Origin of the sequence: Candidatus Methylacidiphilum fumarolicum, from assembly GCF_949774925.1 — a bacterium.
GTDB lineage: Bacteria > Verrucomicrobiota > Verrucomicrobiia > Methylacidiphilales > Methylacidiphilaceae > Methylacidiphilum > Methylacidiphilum fumarolicum.
The window spans coordinates 1,064,588-1,086,868 of the sequence record NZ_OX458932.1 but is presented as its reverse complement, the minus strand read 5'-3'; the positions used below and the strand labels follow the sequence as shown (position 1 = coordinate 1,086,868).

Annotated in this window: 15 protein-coding genes; 7 read left to right on the top strand and 8 right to left on the bottom strand. The window is 39.3% G+C overall.

What is annotated here, in order from left to right; translation table 11 throughout:
• The first annotated feature begins 72 nt into the window (after nucleotides 1-72).
• The gene (locus tag QOL44_RS04935) at nucleotides 73-2,442 is read left to right on the top strand and encodes a phosphoketolase family protein (protein WP_009058931.1); all 2,370 of its coding nucleotides are present in this window, start codon (nucleotides 73-75) and stop codon (nucleotides 2,440-2,442) included.
• A 19-nt stretch (nucleotides 2,443-2,461) separates the two neighbouring features.
• Here the strand turns inward: QOL44_RS04935 and QOL44_RS04930 are convergent, their stop codons facing one another.
• The gene (locus tag QOL44_RS04930) at nucleotides 2,462-3,973 is read right to left on the bottom strand and encodes an MFS transporter (protein WP_244229044.1); all 1,512 of its coding nucleotides are present in this window, start codon (nucleotides 3,971-3,973) and stop codon (nucleotides 2,462-2,464) included.
• Nucleotides 3,974-4,310: 337 nt separating this feature from the next.
• On the opposite strand from QOL44_RS04930, the gene QOL44_RS04925 reads away from it, so the two are divergent.
• The 4 genes from QOL44_RS04925 to QOL44_RS04910 all read left to right on the top strand — a co-directional run bounded on the left by QOL44_RS04925 (nucleotide 4,311) and on the right by QOL44_RS04910 (nucleotide 9,710).
• Nucleotides 4,311-5,879: an MFS transporter gene (locus QOL44_RS04925; protein ID WP_009058933.1), complete on the top strand. Its 1,569-nt coding sequence runs from the start codon at nucleotides 4,311-4,313 to the stop codon at nucleotides 5,877-5,879.
• 155 nt (nucleotides 5,880-6,034) lie between these two features.
• Complete coding sequence (locus tag QOL44_RS04920) at nucleotides 6,035-7,462, top strand: efflux transporter outer membrane subunit (RefSeq protein ID WP_228343209.1); 1,428 nt, start codon at nucleotides 6,035-6,037, stop codon at nucleotides 7,460-7,462.
• A complete protein-coding gene (locus tag QOL44_RS04915; protein WP_009058937.1) occupies nucleotides 7,446-8,738 on the top strand; it encodes an efflux RND transporter periplasmic adaptor subunit in 1,293 nt (430 codons plus the stop codon). Before QOL44_RS04920 ends, QOL44_RS04915 begins: the two co-directional genes overlap by 17 nt.
• Before the next feature lie 81 nt (nucleotides 8,739-8,819).
• Nucleotides 8,820-9,710 carry a hypothetical protein gene (locus QOL44_RS04910; protein WP_009058938.1) on the top strand — a complete coding sequence of 297 codons (891 nt, stop codon included), beginning with the start codon at nucleotides 8,820-8,822 and terminating at the stop codon, nucleotides 9,708-9,710.
• Nucleotides 9,711-9,731: 21 nt separating this feature from the next.
• Here the strand turns inward: QOL44_RS04910 and glcF are convergent, their stop codons facing one another.
• Genes glcF through QOL44_RS04895 form a run of 3 tightly spaced genes read right to left on the bottom strand, consistent with a single transcriptional unit; the run spans nucleotide 9,732 to nucleotide 13,566 of the window.
• Nucleotides 9,732-10,979 carry a glycolate oxidase subunit GlcF gene (glcF, locus tag QOL44_RS04905; protein WP_009058939.1) on the bottom strand — a complete coding sequence of 416 codons (1,248 nt, stop codon included), beginning with the start codon at nucleotides 10,977-10,979 and terminating at the stop codon, nucleotides 9,732-9,734.
• Nucleotides 10,980-10,987: 8 nt separating this feature from the next.
• On the bottom strand, nucleotides 10,988-12,064 hold the full coding sequence (gene glcE / locus QOL44_RS04900) for a glycolate oxidase subunit GlcE (protein ID WP_009058940.1): 1,077 nt from the start codon (nucleotides 12,062-12,064) through the stop codon (nucleotides 10,988-10,990).
• Nucleotides 12,065-12,081: 17 nt separating this feature from the next.
• Nucleotides 12,082-13,566 (bottom strand): FAD-linked oxidase C-terminal domain-containing protein, encoded by a 1,485-nt coding sequence (locus QOL44_RS04895; RefSeq protein ID WP_009058941.1) that lies wholly within the window; start codon nucleotides 13,564-13,566, stop codon nucleotides 12,082-12,084.
• Between the two features lie 230 nt (nucleotides 13,567-13,796).
• On the opposite strand from QOL44_RS04895, the gene QOL44_RS04890 reads away from it, so the two are divergent.
• The gene (locus QOL44_RS04890) at nucleotides 13,797-14,267 is read left to right on the top strand and encodes a hypothetical protein (protein ID WP_009058943.1); all 471 of its coding nucleotides are present in this window, start codon (nucleotides 13,797-13,799) and stop codon (nucleotides 14,265-14,267) included.
• Between the two features lie 118 nt (nucleotides 14,268-14,385).
• On the opposite strand, the gene QOL44_RS04885 is transcribed toward QOL44_RS04890, so the two are convergent.
• The 4 genes from QOL44_RS04885 to QOL44_RS04870 are packed head-to-tail and all read right to left on the bottom strand — an operon-like array spanning nucleotide 14,386 to nucleotide 20,394.
• The gene (locus tag QOL44_RS04885; protein ID WP_009058945.1) at nucleotides 14,386-15,930 is read right to left on the bottom strand and encodes a malate synthase; all 1,545 of its coding nucleotides are present in this window, start codon (nucleotides 15,928-15,930) and stop codon (nucleotides 14,386-14,388) included.
• 3 nt (nucleotides 15,931-15,933) lie between these two features.
• On the bottom strand, nucleotides 15,934-17,154 hold the full coding sequence (gene aceA / locus QOL44_RS04880; RefSeq protein WP_009058946.1) for an isocitrate lyase: 1,221 nt from the start codon (nucleotides 17,152-17,154) through the stop codon (nucleotides 15,934-15,936).
• Nucleotides 17,155-17,174: 20 nt separating this feature from the next.
• Nucleotides 17,175-19,376 carry an amylo-alpha-1,6-glucosidase gene (locus tag QOL44_RS04875; RefSeq protein WP_009058948.1) on the bottom strand — a complete coding sequence of 734 codons (2,202 nt, stop codon included), beginning with the start codon at nucleotides 19,374-19,376 and terminating at the stop codon, nucleotides 17,175-17,177.
• Nucleotides 19,366-20,394: a glycosyltransferase family 4 protein gene (locus tag QOL44_RS04870; RefSeq protein WP_009058950.1), complete on the bottom strand. Its 1,029-nt coding sequence runs from the start codon at nucleotides 20,392-20,394 to the stop codon at nucleotides 19,366-19,368. Before QOL44_RS04870 ends, QOL44_RS04875 begins: the two co-directional genes overlap by 11 nt.
• 149 nt (nucleotides 20,395-20,543) lie before the next feature.
• Here QOL44_RS04870 and pckA point away from each other — a divergent pair, with 149 nt between their 5' ends.
• Complete coding sequence (gene pckA, locus QOL44_RS04865) at nucleotides 20,544-22,091, top strand: phosphoenolpyruvate carboxykinase (ATP) (RefSeq protein WP_009058951.1); 1,548 nt, start codon at nucleotides 20,544-20,546, stop codon at nucleotides 22,089-22,091.
• Nucleotides 22,092-22,281: the final 190 nt, after the last annotated feature.

Here is a 22,281-nt window from a genome sequence, read left to right as displayed (position 1 = left end):
TTATTGATATAGAATTTAAGCAAACTTCACTCCCTAAACCCTAAAAAGTCTTTTTCTACAGGAGATTTACTTATGGCACCTGATATCGAAAACATCGATCTTCACATTGATTATTGGAACGCTGCAAATTATCTGGCAGCTGCCCAATTTTATTTAAAAGAAAATCCCCTCCTCCTAGTTCCATTAAGACCCGAACACCTGAAGCCACGCATTCGAGGTCATTGGGGATCAGCACCAGGATTAAATCTCGTTTATGTTCAGCTCAATAGGTTAATTCAAAAAACCAATGCTCAATTCCTTTTTATCACTGGACCCGGACATTGTTCCTCGGCGATTCTGGCAAACCTGTATTTGGAGGGGACGTATTCAGAATTTTATCCTGAAATTTCTCAAGATCTAGATGGTCTCACTCTTTTCTGCAGGCAATTTTCTTCTCCTGGCGGAGTTCCCAGCCATGTAAGCGCCATGACGCCAGGATCTATCCACGAAGGTGGTGAACTGGGCTACTCTCTTTTGCATGCATTTGGTGCCGTATTCGATCATCCTGAGCTTATTGCAGCAGCTGTTGTGAGTGATGGCGAAGCAGAAACTGGACCGTTGGCTGCTAGCTGGCAATCAATAAATTTTCTCAATCCCGCTAGGGATGGAGCTGTCTTACCGATTTTCCATGTAAATGATGGAAAACTTTCTGGCCCCACTATCTTCGGAAGGATGGAAGATAAAGACATAGCTATGTTTTTTTCTGGCATGGGTTATGAGCCTCTCTTTGTTTGTGGAAACGACCCAAGGCAGGTCCATACGGAACTAGGTGTTGCTTTAGAAAAAGCCTACGCAACGATTCGGCAGATTCAACAAGAGGCAAAAGAAAAAGGGGTGCATTCCAAGCCTCGATGGCCCATGATCGTGTTGAGAACTCCAGATGGGTGGACTGGCCCCAAAGAAGTGGACGGTGTAAAAATAGAAGGCACTTATCGCTCTCATAGAAGTCCGCTGATGGATGCACGAGAAAATCCTGAACATTTGAAACTTTTAGAATCTTGGCTTAAGAGTTACCATCCTGAAAAACTGTTTGATGAATCTGGAAAACTACGAAAAGATCTTTCAAATCTTGCCCCAAAAGGAAGCCTTCGAATGGGTGCAAGTCCTTATGCGAATGGGGGAAGTCTTTTAGTCGATTTGGTTTTGCCTGATTACACTGAATACCAAGTTGGTGTCAAACAACCTGGAAATACCGTATCAGAACCCACACATGTTCTAGGAAAGTATCTTCGAGATGTGCTTCGAAGAAATCCAACAAACTTTCGTATCTTTTGTCCTGATGAAACGGATTCGAATCGGCTTTCAGCTGTTTTCGAGGTTACAAATCGCTGTTTTGTAGCCAGGACAAATCCAGATGACGATCATCTATCTGCTGATGGAAGGATCATGGAAATTTTGAGCGAACACTGCTGCCAAGGTTGGCTTGAAGGCTACCTTCTTAGCGGCAGACATGGACTGTTGGTTTCTTACGAAGCTTTCGCCATGATTCTTGATTCAATGGCAAGTCAACATGCCAAGTGGCTAAAACTGTACAGGGAAATACCGTGGAGAAAACCTATAGCTTCTCTTAATTATCTATTGTCTTCCCATGTATGGCGCCAGGAATACGATGGATATACCCATCAAGGCCCTGGATTTATCGATACACTGATTAATAAAAAGGGAAACGTCATCAGAATCTATCTGCCACCAGATACAAATACATTGCTTTCGGTCATGGATCATTGTTTAAGAAGCAGAAACTATGTTAATCTGATCATCGCTGAAAAGCAACCAGCTCTAAATTGGCTTAATATGGAGGAAGCTCGTGCTCATTGTGCCCGAGGGGCTTCTATTTGGACCTGGGCTAGTAATGATGAAGGAAACCCTAATATCATTCTCGGTTGTGCGGGGGATGTCCCAACATTGGAAACAGTGGCTGCTTCTTGGCTTCTACAAAAACATTTTCCTGAGCTTAAAGTCAAAGTAGTGAATGTTGTCGATCTGATGACCCTTTCCCCCCCAGCCTATCATCCTCATGGAATGGATGAACAGAGATTTATTCATCTTTTTAGTGCCACTCAACCTGTCCTTTTTGCTTTTCATGGATACCCTAGAATGGTCCACGACCTCATTCATGGACGACCTAATCCGGCCAGGTTCCACGTCCGTGGTTACCAGGAAGAGGGAACAACCACAACCTCTTTTGACATGGTCGTTCTCAATAAGATGAGCCGGTACCACCTGGCCATTGATGCAATCAAATACGCTTTAAAAGGTGTCCCTCATCTCCGAACAAAAGGAGAAAATTTGATCGTCTTTTTTGAAAGAAAAATAGCTGAACACACTACTTATGTTCGAGCCCACCTGGATGATATGCCAGAAATTAAAAATTGGACCTGGAGCAATCCTTCAGCTAGTTAAAGATCAATTTGTGTTAGGCTTAAGTTTTTTTAATCCTGGCAAACCATATGAAAAAGGTGATAAACAAATAAAGGATCGCACAAAACCGGAAGGTGTCATCAACCGCTAAAATATAGCTTCTTTGGCTGACTAAGTTCCCATAGACTTTTAATGCCTGCATGGAATCAAGTCCCCAATCTCTGAGTCTTTGGAGAAATTCAACCACCTGAGGATCAAACAAGCTACGGGTTTCAACAAGACGAACTTGCTGGAAAGCAGTTCGATGCTCTAAGAGCGTGCCTAAAAGTCCTCCACCAATAGAAAAAGAAAAAGTCCTTAGCAAAATACCCTCGTTTATCGCCTTTTGCTGATTGCGCTTTGAAAGGTCTTCAATACTTATCCGATTGATTGCTGGCAGTAACCCAACCATACCTCCCAACAAGATTTGAGAGAGCAGAACTGTCTGAATAAAAAAGGATCGACGATTGAAAAAGTCATAATTACTTGTCATGTAGCAAAAGAGAGATAGCAAGGCAAAGCAGAGGCTTGCCACGGGCCTTGGATCAGAACGATTAGAAAGAAACACAGACAGAGGATAAAGAAAAGGAAGACAGAAAAGCATAGGCGGAAGAGGCAGACTAGAAAGAAATGATGTATAACCTAATTGCTGGAGTGCTCCAATAAGCACAGAAAAGGCACCATATAGAACGCCGAAAGAAATTGGTCCAAGCACGTTAGCAATGGAAAAGTTAAGTTTTAGAAAATGTCGAACATCAAAGAATGGTTCTTTTTCTCCCAATTCCCAGACAATAAAATAAACGAGAGAACTCATCCCTAAAAAAAAGAAACAATTAATAAAAAATGAATTATACCAATCTTCATCCTGTCCTCTTGAGACGACTATCTGGAAGGAAAAAAAACAAACAGTAAGCAATGAAAGACCGATCCAATCCAAAGGAACGCTACGAGTTATGTCATTCTTTTTTCTTAGAAAAACAAAGAGTATCCAAAAAAGGATCATATGCAAAAGAAGGTTAATTAAAAAATAATCTCTCCAATTCCATCGGTATTCTTGCAGTACCCCCCCAAAGGGTGGTCCAAAGCCAAATGTCGTCAACAGAAGAAATCCAAAAAGAGTTGTAACAAATGGCCATTTACTGATCGGATAAAAATCCATCAAAACATATTGACAAAGCATCATCACAGCTCCAGCTGCTAAGCCTAAAGGAAGCCTAAAAAAAAGAAAAAGATAGAAGTCAGTTGTTAAAGCCAAGATAAAATTACTCAAAATAAGAATGATAATGGCTCCTAAAAGCGAACGCGCTTTACCATAAGCTGTTGATAACCATGGACTGAGAAACATTCCCAAAGCCCTACCAATAAAAAAAATGGTCGAAGTCCACATCGCATGACTTGGGCTTTGGCCTAATTCTCCTACAGCATGCCTGTTAAGCACCGCATAGGCTGATGAGCTATAAACGGCCAGCAAAAATTCTGTGCTTAGCACAAGATGCAGAAAAAAAAAAGAAACTTTATCCATTTGCTGCCGCATAGAAGGAATCCTAACCATACCTATAAAAAAATATTATTAATACAATTAAAAAGTTAAACTCGAAAAATGTTTTAAAGTATAAATATATTTCATATTTTATTATTTCTCATAGATATTAGATATATTTATGATTCTATCATTACAAAAGGATTTTCTCTAGAAACAAAAAAAGACAATAAGCAAAAATAAAACAATATTATTTATATTAATAGTTTTCTAGAGGCTAATGAATTTTTATTCTTTTAAAAATTTTCATTTCGAAAAAAAAATCAATAGTATTGAATTTAAGTTTTGATTCTTTAGAAAATATAGAAATCGAAGAAAAAAATTTTAGACAATGGCTTTTGAAACTAAAAAAGAACTTAAGCCGGCTTTGCTTGTTTTATTACAGGGGCTTTTTAGTATCGAATTTCTTTTAGGTACCTATAGTCCTCCTGCTTATGCCACCTTTAATCTCTATCCGGCAGGAGATTTGGGGGTGAGCCCAAGTCATGCTTCCTGGATTTCGACGATTTATTTCGCTGGTCAGGCATTCGGGCTATTTATAGGTCCTTGGTTTGATCGAGCTTTTGGTCGAGTGCAATCTTTACTTTTATCAATCGGGTTTTTTGCTCTATTTGATTTTCTTGTTGCCATCAGTTCAGACTACTATCTTTCCTTGTTCTTTAGACTCCTTCTCGGTATTTCTGGGGGTAGTACAATGACACTCTGCCAACTTAATCTCCTCGATTACTATCCAATTAGTCGATGGCCTTTTGTGACCACCTATTTCGGCTTTCTTCAGGTTTCTGTCTTTGGGTTTGGTCCAGTAGTCGGAGGGTTTATCAATGAATCATTTGGCTGGAGAGCCTATTTTTTGACAAGTTGCACTCTTCATATCATCTGTGGGCTAATTATAAGCTGGATTCTTATTGTTCTTACCGAGAAAAGACAGGAAGATAAGCCCGTTCCCCTTCCTTTTGATTGGATTGGATTTATGCTTTTGCTCTTTGCTGCTCTGTGTTTTCAAACCTTAGTCACGCGGGGACAGGATGAAGATTGGTATAATTCCACCTTTATTGACCTTCTTTTTCTCTTTGGTGTGATCTCAATTATCTATTTTGTTGTTTGGGAAATGGGTGAGAAAAACCCTTTCATCAACCTCAAACTTTTTTTAAAACCAACCTTTCTCATCTCCTCTATCATAACCCCTATTTCCTTTGCCATTGTCTATGGGCTTTTCTCGACTCTGGTTTTTACACTTCAGGTATTGAAAAACCATACGAACTTCTCCTCTTTTCAAGCCGGACTAGCCATGGCCCCCTTATTGTTTTTTCTACCGATTATTTATCCCCTATCCGTTTTTTTATCTCCGAGAATCAATCCCAAACTGATCGCTTCCCTTCTCTTAACTCTCTTAGGCATCTTCTGCTACTGGACTGGTTATTACGATTTTTTCAACAAAAGAGCCTTTTTTGATCAATTTTTCAATCAATACATTCTTTTTACTCAAATCCTCAATGGTGCCTATGTTGGTCTTGTTCCAGCACTCAATGCTATAGCCATTAATGGATTATCAAAAAAAAACCAAGAATCTGCAGTGAATACAAGTATTCTCTTACGCACTTATTTTCTTACTTGGGGTGGAGGACTTCTTGGAACCATGCTGATGGAGCATAGGCGTGATTTCCAGCAGACACGACTTGTTGAAACATTTACAGGTCAGAATTCAGAAAGTCTAAGCTTTATAGCCTCACTCCAACATTTGGGCCTGAATAGTTTACAGATCCAATCGAAGATGGTAGAACAAGCGGCTAGCCATTCCATTATTTTAGCTCTGGATGACACCTACAGGCTTTGTAGCTGGATTTTTTTTCTGATGGCTATTTTAGTCTGGATTCCAGCCATGAAAAGAAAAGGAATATAATTTTCTTAAAATTTTCTAGGATGTTTGTCGAAAAGAGAAGAATGACCCAAAAATTATACTAGTCTTAGCAAAATATTATCATGCAGCGTTGTTTATTTATGGAGCCCTTGAAAAAAGACAGGTTTTGTAATGCTCATGTTCTCCTATTTATGTCAATGTTAATTGGCATAATGATTACTGGCTGTGCTACCTTGCCAAAAGACACACGTGTTGCAGCTCCCCTTGATACTCCACAGATTAAAGAAACGCTTGATGCCCAATTTGACAATTCTTCTGAAAAAATAGTAAAAAAATGGCCTTCTCTTCGCTGGTGGGAGGAGTTTCACAATCCAGAAATGAATCGGATTATAACTATAGCATTGGGAAAAAATCCTGATTTAAAAGCCTCACTTTCAAGGATTCATCAAGCATGGGCCATTGCAGCTGGTGCCCGTAGCCGCTACCTCCCTTCCTTTAGTTCCACGCAATTTCTTTTCCCGGTTCCCCTGGGAGTTTTGCAACTTCCTGGAAGCAGTTTTTTTGGTCCGTTCGGAGACAACAGCTTCTTTTTTTGGAGTGTCATTCCTGCCCTCTCAAACTATCACCTAGATCTTTGGGGAGAAGATAAAGCTCGGGTAAGAGCAGCCATTGGCATGGCAAGGGCTTCTGAAGCAGAATATGCTCTCGCCCGACTTTTTTTGAGCACAACCCTCGCTAGCAGATACATCAGATTGGCTTCCGCTGAAGAAGAATTAGGACTAGCAAGGAGTGGACAACAAATCATCAATGAACTGCTTCATCTTGTTCAGATGAGAAAAAAGAGTGGCATAGAAAACCTACTCCCCGTGCATACCATTGAACAGAGGCTGGAAACAATAAACCAACTAGTTAACAGCCTTGAAAGAGAAACGAAAATCTTAAGAGATGAAATTGCCAGGCTGGCTGGACAAAGTCCCGATTGGGGTAGAACTATTTTAGTAAAAGAATCGACCTTCCCAAAACGATTTCCCTTGCCAAAGTCTCTTCCTCTCGATCTTTTAGGAAGAAGACCTGATGTAGCTGTGAGCCGATGGAGAGCGGAAGCTCTTGCCCATCAAGTCAAAGTTACAAAAACGGCATTTTATCCAAATCTTGATCTCGTTGCTCTCGTCGGCTTTGAAACTTTGAATTTTGCAACCCTTTTTCTCAATCCCGCTTTACCTTTATTATATATTGCTGGGCCTGCCTGGAATTTACCTATTTTCACTGCTGGCAGACTCAGTTCGGAACTTGTCGTAGCTCAGGAAGAATACAATATTGCTGTTGAAAGTTACAACAGCACGCTGCTTTCGGCTTTCCAACAAGTAGCCGATGCTTTGGCCGTATGGAAAGAAACGGATAAAAATCTGATTTCTCAGGAACAATCTACAAGTTCAGCTAAATCTAATGCTGAACTATCGGCAAGACTCTTTTCTGCTGGTATTAACACCAAGACTGATCTTTTAGACTTACAGTATACACTGATTCAATCTCAAATAACATTAAGTAATAGAACTGCTGAACATCTGGAAGCAGCTGTCGGCCTTTTTTTAGCATTAGGGGGTGGATATGAGTCCATCGAATGAAGCGGAAAAAAAAACAACCAATCTCAAGGATCCATGGAAGAAGATTTTGCGGTATTTAAATAGGTCAATAATCGCTTCTACTCCACCTAAATACCGAAGAAAAGTCATACGCAACAGACGGCTTGTCCTCGTAACCTTGGGTATTCTCTTTATAGGACTTCTCTATTTCATTCTTTGGTTTTTTATTTTTAGTCGTGTAGTGATCACCAATGATGCCTATGTTATAGGCAATCTTGTCCCCTTGAAATCACAAGTCAGTGGTGTAGTCACAGAAGTACTCTATGAAAATACCCAGCTGGTGCATCAAGGAGAGGTCTTAGTCAGGTTGGATAGGCTTGATTCAAGAGTCGCTCTGGAACGGGCAGAAGCTAATCTAGGAGAAACGGTCAGGAGGGTTGAAGATCTCTTCTACCAAGTCCAGGTCAGCAGGAGTCGACTGTTAGCAGAAATTGCTAGATTAGATCGGCTCAAACACGATTTAGCACGCTATAAAAGTGTTGTCTCTTATGGAGCCGTATCCGAACAACTTGTGGATGATACTGAGCAGCAGGTCAAAGAACTTGAGGCACAAGTCAAGCAGGATGAAGCTTCTCTCTATGATGCCGAATCACAAATCTTCAACACAAAAATAGAGGATCATCCTCTAGTCAAACAAGCCGCCACCGAACTGAAAAATGCCTATTTGGATTATGTCCGAAGGGAAGTTTATGCACCTGTTACTGGTTATATTGCCAATCGAAAAGTTCAGCCAGGGGATGAAGTCCATCCCGATACTTATCTTTTGTCAATTGTACCTCTGGACTACCTATGGGTAGAAGCTAACTACAGAGAAAGAGAAATGAAAAAAATTCGTCCAGGCCAACCCGTTACTATTACAGTGGATTATTACGGAAGAAGACTCATTTATCACGGTCAGGTAGAAGGATTACATCCCGGTACAGGAAGCGCCTTTGCTTTGCTGCCTCCTGAAAATGCAACCGGAAACTATATTCATATAGTCGAAAGAGTGCCTGTTAGAATACGTCTTTCTCCCGAAGAACTAAAAAGACATCCCTTACGACCTGGTCTTTCAGTCATAGCACTGACCCATGTAGACAAAAAAGGAGAACCTATTTTAAGTTCTTTAGTAAAGTTCCCAAAGGAAAAATATGAGGCACATATTTATGAAAGAGAACTGGATGGGGCCGACCAGCTTATCCAGAAAGTCATCGAATCAAATCTTTACAAGCATCGTTTACCAAAACCTATCCATCCAGATAATAAAGAAAAAGATTAATGAATTTAATAATTTTCTTTGACTGTTGTTTCTATTTTTGTCAAAAAAGAAAAAAAATATCTTTGATAATATGGTTTTTATATGCGTCCTAAAATTAACCTTTTAACCTTCCTTTCCCTTTTTTTAATCCTTAATTTTTCCAGCATTCTTACTTTGCCTCTTGTGGGGGCTGACTTTCGGGATGACAATAGTGTATCTGTGGAAAATTCAGATCCTAAAGCAAAAGAAGAATTATCAAAAAATTTAAAGAATTTATCTAAAATCGATACCTTTCACTATCATCCAGGAGTTTATGCGGCTCTGTATGGTGGTGGAGGATACCTAGATTCCGACCGATGGACCTATACAGACACAAAAGGAAACATAGGGATGGGAAATTATGGTGGCTCTTGGGGAGGAATTGGAGGGCTAAAAGTCGGTTACCAATATAAAGGTTGGCAGATCGGTCATTCCCCTTATAGAGTAACCGAAGCAGTAGAATTCGATGGGTTCTATGCTGGCTATTCCAATCCAATGAATGGCAACATAGGGACTTTTTCTGGGCCAGTATTCCATGGTAGCAGCGTGACTCCTGACATGCAATTGAATGTGGGGATTATGACAATTAATTCTTTAACCAAATTAATCACTCCCTATCGTTTTGCCCCATATATTGGATTTGGAATTGGAGGAGGAATCGTTACAGCTTCTAATATTACTGGACTTGCTCCAGTTGGTGGATTCGATACTTCCCATTCCAGTACAACCGGAGCCTTTGTTCTTGCTGAAATTATGGGAGCAGAATATTACATCACTGATCATCTGAGTGTTTTTATTGAAGGGAAATTCATTTACTTTGATAGTTCAATTTCAATCTTCAAAAATGTGGCTCACTTTAATATAATGACAAATACGCCTGCACAAGCCTCTTTTGCTTTAGGTAACTTTTTCCAATATATTGGTGTCGCTGGTGTCAAATATGTTTTCTGGTAAAGCAGCGACTACCCCTTATTCTTATTCAGACTTATCCAACCGTAAGCTATCTAAGTATTCTATCCAATGAAGAACGGGAAGAGTGGTAGCCGATTGCAACTGCAGCCGACAGCCAACATTAGCGGTAAGAATCACTCCTGGTTTTTTAGAAAGTATATTTTTTATTTTTATATCAAGAAGTCTTTGAGAATAATCTTTTTGGAACAAGGCGTAAGCACCTGCTGCACCGCAGCAAATGTGATTATCTGGAATATCTATTAGGTGAATACCTAATTTTTTTAAAAGGGCTTCTACCCTTCCCCTCATCTTCATTCCATGTTGTAAAGTACAAGGACTGTGAAAGGCCACAGAAGGAAATAGTTCTGTAGCAAGTTTTAAAGGAAGCTCCTCTTTTTCTAAAATTTCGACAGGATCAAAAGTCAAGGTAGCTATCTTCAAAGCTCTATTTTTATAAACTGGATCATCATTAAAAATAACTCCGTAGTCTTTAATCATCTGACAGCAAGCCGAAGAACAGACAACAATCCCATTTATCCCCTTTTCTAGGTAGCGAGTCCATAAGTCGATATTGTTCTTCATCTGTTCCTTTGCCTTTTTTTTGTAGGATAAATGATAAGCCAATGCCCCACAACAACCTTCGTTTTGAACATCAATCAGTTGAATACCTAAACTACTAAATAGGCTTCTAGTCGCTTCAAAAACAGAAGGATACAACACAGGCTCAACACATCCTTTAAAAAGAATCATTTGAATTCGCTTTTCCCTAATCCATTGAGGCTGTTCAAAACATCCTTTCCGAATATTAGAAAGATTAGGTAATTTGCTGCGCAAATATTTAGGTAAAAAAGCTCTCAAAAGATTTCCAATTTTAAACAGATAAAAAAATCTTTTCCTTTCTGGCACAAAATAGAGAAGAAGCCAACGAAAGGCTTTATCCAAAAAAGGTCGTTCTTCTACCTGCTCAACGAGTTCTTTGCCAATATCTGCAAGTCTTCCAAATTGCACATTGGAAGGACAAGTCGTTTCACACCCTTGGCATAATAGACAACGATCAAGATGCATTCTGGTCTTCTCTCCAGAGGCCTTGCCTTCTAAAAAAGCCTTTATTAAATATATTCTTCCTCGCGGTCCATCTAGCTCGTCGCTGATTAATTGATATGTTGGACAGGTGGCATTACAAAAACCACAATGCACACATGCTTTGATAATTTCCTTGGCTTCCTTCCCGACTGGAAGCTTGCTATACTTTACGTGTAGTTGTGTATCCATGAGATAATTTAAAACTCCTCATAAATTCTACCTGGATTTAAAAGCCCAAAAGGATCAAAAGCCTCTTTAAGCCTTTTATGAATACGCATAAGGGCAGTATCCAAAGGAGAAGCCAAAGTCTCTTCTTTATCATGGCACCAAGCATATCCTCCTTGATCACGTGCCCAACGAAAAAGGGACTCCCTATTGTCTCCTTCCCCTTTCCACCATCTCTGACTTCCACCCCAGTCGAAAAACCATTCCCCTTCAATCGGCGTTAAAGGAGCAGACTGGGGAAGGACAAATCGCCACAGTCTTTTGCTATTTATAAAAAAAGGATGTGTTCTTTCTTTAACGGAGTCCCAAAATTGATGATCGTTTGCTAAAATGTCTCCTCCAATTTCTTTTGCTGCTCTCCTTACGGATTTTTCATAACCAGAAACTCTCACATAAAGTCTATTATTATAATAACAACTGGCAGTAAGCGGAAAATATTTGGCTGCAATTATTGAAAGGAAACGAAGCGCCTCGGTGGCATTTTTTTCTATAACTACTGTAGTTGAAAATGGTGGTAGGGGAAGTACTTTAAAAGTCACTTCTAGAATTACTCCAAGAGTTCCCTGGGCTCCAGCCATAAGTCTGAATAGATCAAAACCAGCCACATTTTTGATGACTTGACTGCCAAAGGTTAGAACCTCTCCCTTTCCATTGATGAGCCTCACTTTTAAAAGATAATCTTTCAAAGCTCCTTTGTAGGGTCTTGATGGACCTGAAAGTCCACACGCAACCACTCCACCTACAGTAGCGTGTTCTCCCAGATGAGGAGGTTCAAAAGGTAGATATTGACCATGCTGCTTCAAGACTGCTTCAAGGTAGACGATAGGAGTTCCACTCTTTACTGTTACAAAGAGTTCAGCAGGATCATATGTAATGATTCCTCTATTTTCAGAAACGTTAATAGGGTTACCAATAACTTTTCTACCTAATCTTTCTTTCGTTCCACCGCCAATGATTTTTATCTTCTCTTTAAGACTAATAAACCTTCTTATTTTTTCTATAAGCTCGTTTGTAATTGAGTCAGTAGCTGAAGAAGGACAGTCTATCATTTTCAATTATTTAAAAATCAAAATCTTTCTATACCTGCAAAAGCAATCTGTCCTTGATGCACATGCATCTTTCCAAATTCTGCACATCTATGAAGCGTGGGAATAGCTTTCCCCGGATTAAGCAATGCGTTTGGATCTAAAGCTCTTTTTAGCCGATGGAACTGCTGAATTTCCTCCAAGGAAAATTGGAAACACATTGGCCCAAGCTTTTCAAGTCCTACCCCATGTTCTCCAGTAATCGATCCTCCAACTTCAACACAGAGTTCGAGAATCTTTTCCCCTAGGCTTTCGACTCTTTCCATCTCCCCGGCAATACTATTATCATAGAGAATAAGGGGATGTATATTCCCATCGCCTGCATGAAAAACATTTCCAACTCTAAGATTATATTGAGCGGCTAGTTCGGCAATCCTTTTGAGCACAAAAGCAAGGCTTTTTCTTGGAATTGTTCCATCCATACAATAATAATCAGGAGAAATTCTCCCTGCGGCCGGGAAGGCTGATTTTCTTGCTTTCCAAAGGAGCAACCTCTCTTCCTCATTCTTAGATATAATGATCTCCTTTGCTCCCATCTGAATCATCATTTGTTCAACCAGTCTATACTCTTCCTCCACCTCTTCAAGCATTCCATCGAGCTCACACAGTAGAACGGCTGCAGCCGAAGTTGGAAAGCCTACTTGAATATAGGATTGGACTGCTTCAATAACCAGCTTGTCCATAATTTCAAGTCCTGCAGGCACTATGCCTGAAGCAATAATCTGGCTTACTGTTTTACTAGCCTTAGTGACATCATCAAAACAACCTACAACAAGCTTTGCACATTCCGGCTTTGGCACAAGACGCAATGTAGCTTCTATAACTATTCCAAGCATTCCTTCGGATCCTACGATTAAAGAAAGAAGATCACAACCAGGGCTTTCGCCCCCCACATTCCCTATTGATACAATCTCCCCCTCTACAGTCATCATCTTTATCGCAAGCACATTATTGACCGTAAGGCCATATTTCAAACAATGGATTCCTCCGGCATTCTCAGCAATGTTTCCTCCAATCGTACAAGCAATCTGAGAGGAAGGATCTGGGGCAAAATAAAGCCCATACGATGCAGCAGATTGACTTACTTGCATATTAGTGACCCCAGGCTCTACTCTAGCAATCCGATTTACAGGATCGATTTCAAGAATCTGGTTGAATTTAGACAGGCTAAGAACAATCCCTCCCTCCACAGGCGTTGCACCTCCCGAAAGCCCTGTACCCCCTCCTCGCACCACTATGGGCACTCCAAATCGCTTGCAAGCAGACAAGATCACAAGGATCTCTTCAATTTTTTGTGGAATCACCACAGCTAAAGGCAAGACCTTAAAAGCGGTCAGTCCATCGCATTCATAAACGGAGAGTTCTTCAGGTTCATAGATTATTTCCTCTTTAGGTAAAGAGTGTAAGAGGGTTTTGATCAACTCAGAGTGGTTTTTGGAATTTTTTGTTTTTCTCTGCTTAAACATTATATATATAAAATCTATCCTATTAATACATTAATTGCTATTGCTTCAAGATAAACGTTGAGATTCGAAAAAGATAAAATTGCATTTCGTGATAGCTTTGTAGTAGCCCTACACACCGATCCTAATAATTTTATTTTGCTTTGGAAAGCAGCGAAAAAGAAAAAAAGAAGGAGTTATTCCTTATTCAGTGATCTTGAGAAATGTCTGTTTTTTTGTAATTTATAATATTTATGGATTGCTTTACTTGTTATTTTTTAGCCATTACACCAACTACTGATGCTATTTCCTATAGGAATTCTTTTCAAGGCTATATTAGCATTTCTTTATTATTACTTGGCTCCTCCATTGCTTCCTATTTTGCCATTCAAATATTGAATGTGAGAAAATTAAAAGCAAAACCAGATACTTTGACCCTCGTTTTATTTTCTATTTTTGCTTTATTCAGCTTTTTGGGAATGTTATTTTGGAAACCAATCCCTGAAGACTATAGATGGATTGGAATTTTGCTTGGATTATCTCTATTGTTATTACTAATCAAAAGATTCTCTCCAAGAACCATTCATCCCAAAATCCTGCCTTCTGTGCTCATTCCTTTAGGAATTGTTTCTCTCCATTACTTAGTTCACGAAAAAATTGAATTCTTAATTGTCTTCTTTGTTACTTTGTTTGCCTTAGGTGTGGTCAAGGAACTTAAAAACTAAAATATCTCTTCTTTTGAAATCAAAAACAATTTAAAGCCAGCTTTTCTTCCGCAGCTTTTCATCCTACGTTCCAAAAGAATGGACATTCCTGGCAGGCAAAGAGAAGATTGAACTTCTTTTATAAATACTCGTAAGTAATGAGTGTCAAAAACTCTACGAAATCTTTTGTTAACACAACTTCTTCAATCACTCGATCCACTTGATCTAAAAAAGGAAGATGCTTGAGTAGCTCTTTTTCTTCTGTTTTCCAGCATAGAAAAAGTTCATTGTCTAAAGGAATTTCGCTATCCATCTCAGCTTCCAAATGAACCCATTGCCACAACTGACTGCGAGCAATTTCAGCAGAAGAAATATCTTCCTTAAGATTAAAAATATCTACGGCTCCATGACCAGAAAGCCAGGAAGAAAGATACATGAAAAGAAGGCTAATATTGTTTCTAACACCAGATTCAGTAATTGCCTCAGGGATCTTAAAATTAAGCAAAGCCTCCGGTTGCACTATGATGCTTTCTGAAAGTACCTTTGCGTCCGTAGTAGCTTTTCTTGAAACATTTTTAAAAGCGTCTCTTACCACAGGAACAAGCTTTGGATGATTAACAATACAACCATCCATTCCAAGAGCAATATCTCTTTCTTTTTCGAACTTTATTTTTTCGAAGAGCTCTGCATCCTCATACATTACTGATGGTTCTAACAGAGAGACTCCTCCAATGGCAAGAGCTCTTCTTTTACGACAGGTCTTCACAAGAAGCATCCTATAGGCTTGCAGGAAGTTTGCATCCATTGTAATTTCCGACCTGTCGGGCATAAGTGCTTCTCTACTCCTCCGAAATTTCTTTATGACACTGAAAACATAATCTCGTGGGTCTACGCTCAAAGCCCAGGCATGGTTTTTCATTGAATGAAGGATTTCTTCCATTTCAAAAACAGCCGTAATAGTCTCTATGATGACAGTTGCCCGTATACTCCCAGAAGGAAGAGAAAGAGCGTTTTCAGTAAACGAAAAAAGAGAGGACCAAAATTCGGCCTCATAAAAATTTTCTATTTTCGGAACATAAAAAAAAGGCCCACTTTGTCTTTCTACAAGCAGTTTGGCATTGTGAAATACATAGAGACCAAAATCAAAAAGACTCGCCGCAAGGGGTTTGCCATCTACATGAACATGTTTTTCTAAAAGATGCATTCCTCTAGGTCTGACGTGAAGAAGAGGCTGATAGCTTGTATGGCTATCATTTTTTTGCCTTAAGAAGTCGAACAAGGAGATCTGGCTTTCGATGATATTTTCCCAGGTTGGCGATAAAGAATCTTCTAAATCAATAATGATTCCATTAGCACCTGACTGCACAGCATCTTTCAGAAAGTCTAAAGAAGCCGTTCCCAGAATCTCAACTTTTCTCTCTTGCAAGTTTTGAGGCAACGCAGCTATTTCCCATTTACCTTCACGAATTAGACGAGTTTCTGAAAGAAAGTTTAAAGAAAGGCTATTATTATCTAAGGCTTTCTGTATTTTTTTTCTTCTTTCCAGTAGTTCCAAGCGCAAGGCATCAAACTGCCTATGAAGAGAAGCAACAAAACGGAGCGCTTCATAACTAAGGATTTTTTCCCATTCCTTATGATAGGAACCTACAATCGTTACTCCTGAAGGTGCTGAATAAATACTCATGTTTTATATCTTATCCACAATGGTATTATAAATCAGTTCAAAATAGCTTGCTCCGACTTCATGTTGGTGACTGAGAGCAGTATATCCCTCCTGTTGCGCTTCTTTTTCCTTTTCTTGAAATAAAGAATAAGCTACCAAGCCTTTTTCTTTAATTTCCTTGGCCATTGTAAACATTCCATAACTGAGCGAATGAAAACCGGCCAAAGAAATCACTTGTAATTTATAGCCCCAGGAAGCCAACCTATTGTGAAAAGATGCTATCTGTTCTTCTTTCATGTATTCTTTCCAATAAAAAGATGGAGAACAATTATAAGCAAGTAACTTCCCTGGAAAGGTTCTATGGATAGCTTCAGCAAATCGTTGGGCAGACAATAAATCGGGCTTTGAGCTCTCAAACCATAATATGTCCACATAAGGAGCAAAAACCAGTGCGCGAGCTATTGCTAAGTCCAATCCTCCTTGAATTTCAAAAAATCCTTCTTCGGTTCTCCGCTTTATAAATTCTCGATCCCTTTCATCCACATCCGAAGACAAAAAAGAAGCCCCATCGGCATCCGTCCGTGCTATAATAATGGTGCTCACTCCCAATATATCTGAGGCAAGCCGTGCAGCTATCAGTTTTTGTAAAGCCTCTCGAGTCGGAACCAATACCTTAGAACGCATGTGTCCGCACTTCTTAGCCGAAGGAAGCTGATCTTCAAAATGCACCGCAGCCACTCCTGCTTCAATTAACCATTTTGTCAACTCGAAAGCATTCAATGCCCCTCCAAATCCAGCTTCCCCATCAACAACAATCGGCACAAAATAATTGATGTCTTTTTTGTTTTCGGCAAAGTCAATCGCATCGGCTCTTCTCAATGAAGCATTGATCCTTTTTACAAGTAAAGGCATGGAATTAGAAGGATAAAGAGAAAAATCGGGATATGTCTCTTGAGCCAAATTAGCATCAGCAGCGATCTGCCAGCCCGAGCAATAAATAGCTTTAAGTCCTGCTTTGACCATCTGAACAGCTTGCATGCCTGTTACAGCTCCAAGAGCAATAACTGGTTCTTTGTCATGGAGAAGTTCCCAAAGTAGTGTTGCTCCATGCCTAGCAAGAGTATATTCAATAGAAAGCGATCCTGAAAGTCTTACAACATCTGCTGCTGTATAGGCTCTTTTGATCCCTTTCCATCGATCTGAACAAGCCCATTCTTCCGATATTTTTTCAACTAGGGAAGGCATAGGAAAAGTTTCAGGAAACCTCAATCGATAACAATGAGTTTCACCTCACCTTCTTTTTTGAGAAGTCTCACCCCTACATTATGTGGATAACGTGACAGTTCAACATCGATTCTCCAATCACCCACCTTTAAGTTTAGAATAATGACTTTATCCAGAAAGTCAGGTAGTCTTGGTTCCTCAAAAATCACTAAATTTTTGGTGGCGTCAATTTTCAATCCAATGGCTGATTGTAAAAGCAAAAAGACAGCCCCACTGGACCACGCATGGGGTGCACAGGCAACAGGATAAAGTGTTGGTCCTTCTTGGCCTCTCTTAGCTATCCCTCCAAAAAGTTCAGGTAACCGTTGAAGGTCGAAAAAAAGGGTAGCTTCAAAAAGTCCTTTAAAAAGGTTTATAGCCATCTCTTTCATTCCGTAGGACATCATTCCGGCAGCAATAAAAGCAGTATCAAAAGGCCATACCGAACCATTGTGATAGGAAATAGGATTGTAGCGTATTTCTGTAGAAGCCACAGTACGGATGCCCCAACCTGTAAAAAACTTATCGCTCATAAGAAGCTTGCCAATTAGCTCAGCTTTATCTTGTTTGGCAATCCCTGTATACAGGCAGAGGCCAGCATTTGAAGCAAGAACCTTACATTTTTCTTTTCGTCCGTCTAAGGCCAGTGCATAAGAAGAAAGTTCTTCGACCCAAAATTCCTTTTCGAATTTTTCTTTCAATATTTCAGCTTCCTTTAGTAGCCTGTCATGCAGCGAGATCTGACCTAAAACAGAAGCAAGATAAGCAATTTTTTTCTTTGCGGCAAAAACGAACCCCTGCACTTCACATAATGCAATTGGACCTACAGGAAATGAACCATCCTTCTGGAATACAGAATCAAAAGAATCTTTCCAGCCTTGATTTGTTAGCCCTCTTGAACTTCTTCTTCGATATTCCACAAAACCATCGCCATCGACATCACCATAGCGATCAATCCAGAGAAGAGCCAGTTCTATACTTGGCCAGATTTCTTCTATAAATTTTCTGTCCGCGGTCCGCTGATAATATTCAGCAGCAAGAAGAAGAAAGAGACAGGTTGCATCAATGCTTCCGTAATATTTACGAAAAGGAATCTCGCCCAGATTGGCCATTTCTCCTTCTCTTGTTTCATGCAAAATTTTTCCTGGCTCTGCATCCGCTTCAATATCAAAGTCTTTTGCTTGATTGGCCGCAAGAAATGACAAGACCCCTTTTCCAAGTTCAGGAGCCAACCAAAGGCATTCAAGGGTTGTAATAATCCCATCTCTGCCAAATGGTGTACAAAACCAAGGTACCCCAGCGTACGGAAATGGACCTTGTGGAGTTTCTGTTATTAACATCAAAAGATCCGACAGAGATCGATTAATCCACCCATTGAATTGGCTGTTAGAGGTCCATATTTTGCACCACTTTTTCTCTGATTCTTTGTAAGCCTCAATCGATTTATTGGAAGCTTCTTTATAGCTCAAAAAAGAAGGGAAAGCTCTCTTTTCATGGCTTTGAAAACATTCAACGGATAAATGAATGAGCACTTCTTTTCTTGGGATAAGTTCTAAAGATACAGCTGCTGACGTAGCACAAAGATTTATAGGTTTGGGATCGAAAAAAAGTAGGGTCTGACGCAAAATATTATCTAAGCCAAGATATTGAAAAAGAACGCTTTGCTCAGTAAGCACTGGATCCAATAAGTTTCCTCTTTTTTTTCTTTTCGTTCCTCGTACTTCAAACAGATCGACAAAATCAGCATTAAATTTAAACAAAAGTATGACTTGAACTGGAACTTCTCCATAATTACAGACACAAATTTCTTCATAAAGGCATGACTCCCAAATAAACTTCGAACGAGTAATGAGCAAGGTTTGCTGTCGTATAATCTTTCCCTCTTTTTCTATCTCCGGATTAGACAAATCAATAGTAAACATCGCATTATCTTCTCGAATCGTCGAACTGAGAAAAAGAGGATAGCTTTTTTCAATGAATAGAACACTTTCATTAAGGTGTCTTGTGCCCCGATAATAAAGTCCCTGATCTCCTAACCCCAAGGGTTGGATATCTCCTCGCCGATCAAAAACTCCAAAAGTTTCTTTGTGTTTCAAAACTCGCGTACGATCATCTGCAAAAGGAGAACACACCCTAACATAGTACGTATCACCAATCTGAATAAAATCTTTTCCATTTTTTAAACCTATAATTTTACTCTCCATAAAGCAGATTGTTATATATCGATAAGTAAGATTGTGCCATTTTTCTTGCTGTAAAATGATTTAACACATGTTTGCGACATTCCTTTCGATCAATTCGATCGATATCCATAATTTTTTTTACTCCCTCTTCCACCGAATGGATAATGTAGCCTGTTTGACCATCAATGACAATTTCTGGAACTGATCCATTTCTCCATCCAATAACAGGAGTTCCACACGCCATCGCCTCAATCATAACCAGTCCAAAAGGCTCAGGCCAATTGATAGGAAAAAGGAGCGCGTAGGCATTGCCAAAAAATACCTTCTTTTCTTCTTCTCCGATTTCTCCAATAAATTCAACAGGGGCTTTTTTAAAAAGAGGAAGAATAACTTCCAAAAAATATTGTTTGTCCACCTCGTCAACTTTTGCAGCTATTTTTAAATCCATTCCTACCCTCTTTGCTATTTCAATGGCTCTTTCGATTCCCTTTTCAGGAGAAATTCTACCAACAAAAGCCAGATAATTTCCTTTTCCAGGATAAAAGGGATAAAGATCTGTTGGAATGCCGTGGTAAACAGTACCTACCCAATGAATCCAAGGAAGAAACGAGCGCTGAGCTTTGGAAATAGAGACCACAGGAATCCGATCAAATTCTCTATAAAGAAGGGTTAAATCTGGAAGATCAAGTCTTCCATGGAGAGTGGTAAGGTGCTTGGTTTTGCTGCGTTTTGAAAAAGGAAAATGGAAAAAATCAATATGATAATGAATGATGTCAAAAGATTCAGCCATTTGAAACACTTTTTCCAACATCAAAATGTGATAAACCATGGGATCTTTTTTGTGTTTTTGAAGCCGCAAAGATTCGGGAATAACAGATACAAGCTTTCCTTTTGTTATCGAATCCCCACTAGCAAAAAGGGTTGTTTCATGTCCTAGAGTAATCAATTCCTCGGTTAAATAGTGAATAACTCGTTCGGTTCCTCCATAAAGCTTTGGAGGCACCCTTTCATACAAAGGAGAAACCTGAGCAATTCTCAAAAGAAATCCTCCTTTTTCAAATTCAGAAAAAAGTTCAAAATTTAAAAAAAGAGGCGTTTTAAAAGAAATGAGCTTTTATTAAGAACAATAAAAAAATATAAAAAATAGATTTTATTTCAAATCATAATCATTTTAGCTAGAGCTCATTCATGAACAAAGACAGTATGCTCGAAATGATTCAATTAAAAAACGTTACCCAAATTTATTGGGATCTTTCTGTAGCTGAACTCTATGAACAGGCGATAAAACGGCATGAAGCTTTGCTTTCAGCTTCAGGCTCTCTTGTCTTTCATACTGGTCAATATAAAGGAAGAACGCCTAAAGACAAATTTATCGTCAAAGATCAACAGACAACAGAACAGGTCAATTGGGGAAAGATAAATCAACCTTTTGATCCGCTTTCCTATAAACGGCTTAAGAGCAAGATACTTTCCTATCTTCAAGATAGAGAGCTTTTTATTCAACAGTGCTATGCTTGCTCCAATCCAAACCATCGCATCAATCTTTGGATATTATCCGAACGGCCTATTTATTCTCTGTTTTCACGAAATTTATTCATAGTTGAGAAAGATCCAGAAAAAAGAATGCATCTAGTCCCTGACTTTATCCTTATCCACGCTCCAGGCTTTAGGGCCGATCCAGAAACAGATAAAACACAGTCTGGCGCTTTTATTATTCTTAATTTCGCTGAAAAAATGATTCTTATTGGTGGTACCGGTTATGCTGGAGAAATTAAGAAAGCTGTTTTTACTGTATTAAATTTTTTATTACCGCAGAAAGGTGTATTTCCAATGCACTGTTCTGCCAATTTCGGAAAGGATCCTGAGGACTCAGCGATTTTTTTTGGTCTTTCAGGGACTGGCAAAACAACTCTTTCTATTGATTCTACCAGAAACTTGATTGGGGATGACGAACATGGGTGGGATGATAGCGGAGTATTTAATTTTGAAGGCGGTTGTTATGCAAAGGTCATTAGAATAAGTAAAGAAGGAGAACCAGAAATCTACCAAGCTGCCTTACGTTTTGGAACTATCCTCGAAAATGTCATTATCAACCCACAAACCAGAGAAATAGATTTTAATGATGATTCCCTCACAGAAAACAGCCGGGCCGCTTTCCCAATTGAATATATTCCAAATACTTCAGCTCAACTTGCTGGCGGGCATCCTAAAAATATCATCATGCTTTGTTGCGATGCGTTTGGGGTTCTTCCTCCGGTAGCAAAACTCAATCCAGAACAAGCGATCTATTATTTTCTTCTTGGTTATACAGCTAAAATTGCGGGAACAGAAGCAGGAATACAAGAGCCAACAGCTGTTTTCAGTCCGTGTTTTGGTTCTCCCTTCCTTCCCCTCTCCCCAAAAGCATATGCAAGAATGTTTAAAGAGAAAATTGAAAAACACAAGCCCAATATCTGGTTGTTAAATACAGGATGGACTGGAGGGCCATATGGCATTGGCAAAAGAATAGCTCTTGAAACTTCTCGTCGACTTGTTAGAGCTATTTTAAGTGGAGAACTAGCAAAGGCTGATTTTGTACAAGAGGAATACTTCCATTTTTCCATTCCCCAAAGTTGTCCGGATGTACCAACTGAAATTCTTCATCCAAGTAAATCCTGGAAAGATTTATCCCAATACGAAAAAAAATCAAGGGAACTACAAGCGCTCTTTGCACAAAATTACCATGCCCTTGCTTAATCTGTTTATTCTATTAGAGTGATATATCCTCTCCATAGTTGAGAGAAGATATGGAAGCTACTGACTACTATAAGCACGTATTTTTTAATTAACATTATATGATTTCCAAACCCCTGCATCTTTAATTGTGTCTTTTCTTGCAGGCATTTCCAAGTGCCTATACTCGACTCCACTGCCTCTTTTTCTTCTT

Excerpts from the sequence above, each read along its gene's own strand:
- QOL44_RS04935 (WP_009058931.1), top strand. The coding sequence starts at position 73 with ATGGCACCTGATATCGAAAACATCGATCTTCACATTGATTATTGGAAC.
- QOL44_RS04930 (WP_244229044.1), bottom strand. The coding sequence starts at position 3,973 with ATGCGGCAGCAAATGGATAAAGTTTCTTTTTTTTTTCTGCATCTTGTG.
- QOL44_RS04925 (WP_009058933.1), top strand. The coding sequence starts at position 4,311 with ATGGCTTTTGAAACTAAAAAAGAACTTAAGCCGGCTTTGCTTGTTTTA.
- QOL44_RS04920 (WP_228343209.1), top strand. The coding sequence starts at position 6,035 with ATGTTAATTGGCATAATGATTACTGGCTGTGCTACCTTGCCAAAAGAC.
- QOL44_RS04915 (WP_009058937.1), top strand. The coding sequence starts at position 7,446 with ATGAGTCCATCGAATGAAGCGGAAAAAAAAACAACCAATCTCAAGGAT.
- QOL44_RS04910 (WP_009058938.1), top strand. The coding sequence starts at position 8,820 with ATGCGTCCTAAAATTAACCTTTTAACCTTCCTTTCCCTTTTTTTAATC.
- glcF (WP_009058939.1), bottom strand. The coding sequence starts at position 10,979 with ATGGATACACAACTACACGTAAAGTATAGCAAGCTTCCAGTCGGGAAG.
- glcE (WP_009058940.1), bottom strand. The coding sequence starts at position 12,064 with ATGATAGACTGTCCTTCTTCAGCTACTGACTCAATTACAAACGAGCTT.
- QOL44_RS04895 (WP_009058941.1), bottom strand. The coding sequence starts at position 13,566 with ATGTTTAAGCAGAGAAAAACAAAAAATTCCAAAAACCACTCTGAGTTG.
- QOL44_RS04890 (WP_009058943.1), top strand. The coding sequence starts at position 13,797 with ATGGATTGCTTTACTTGTTATTTTTTAGCCATTACACCAACTACTGAT.
- QOL44_RS04885 (WP_009058945.1), bottom strand. The coding sequence starts at position 15,930 with ATGAGTATTTATTCAGCACCTTCAGGAGTAACGATTGTAGGTTCCTAT.
- aceA (WP_009058946.1), bottom strand. The coding sequence starts at position 17,154 with ATGCCTTCCCTAGTTGAAAAAATATCGGAAGAATGGGCTTGTTCAGAT.
- QOL44_RS04875 (WP_009058948.1), bottom strand. The coding sequence starts at position 19,376 with ATGGAGAGTAAAATTATAGGTTTAAAAAATGGAAAAGATTTTATTCAG.
- pckA (WP_009058951.1), top strand. The coding sequence starts at position 20,544 with ATGAACAAAGACAGTATGCTCGAAATGATTCAATTAAAAAACGTTACC.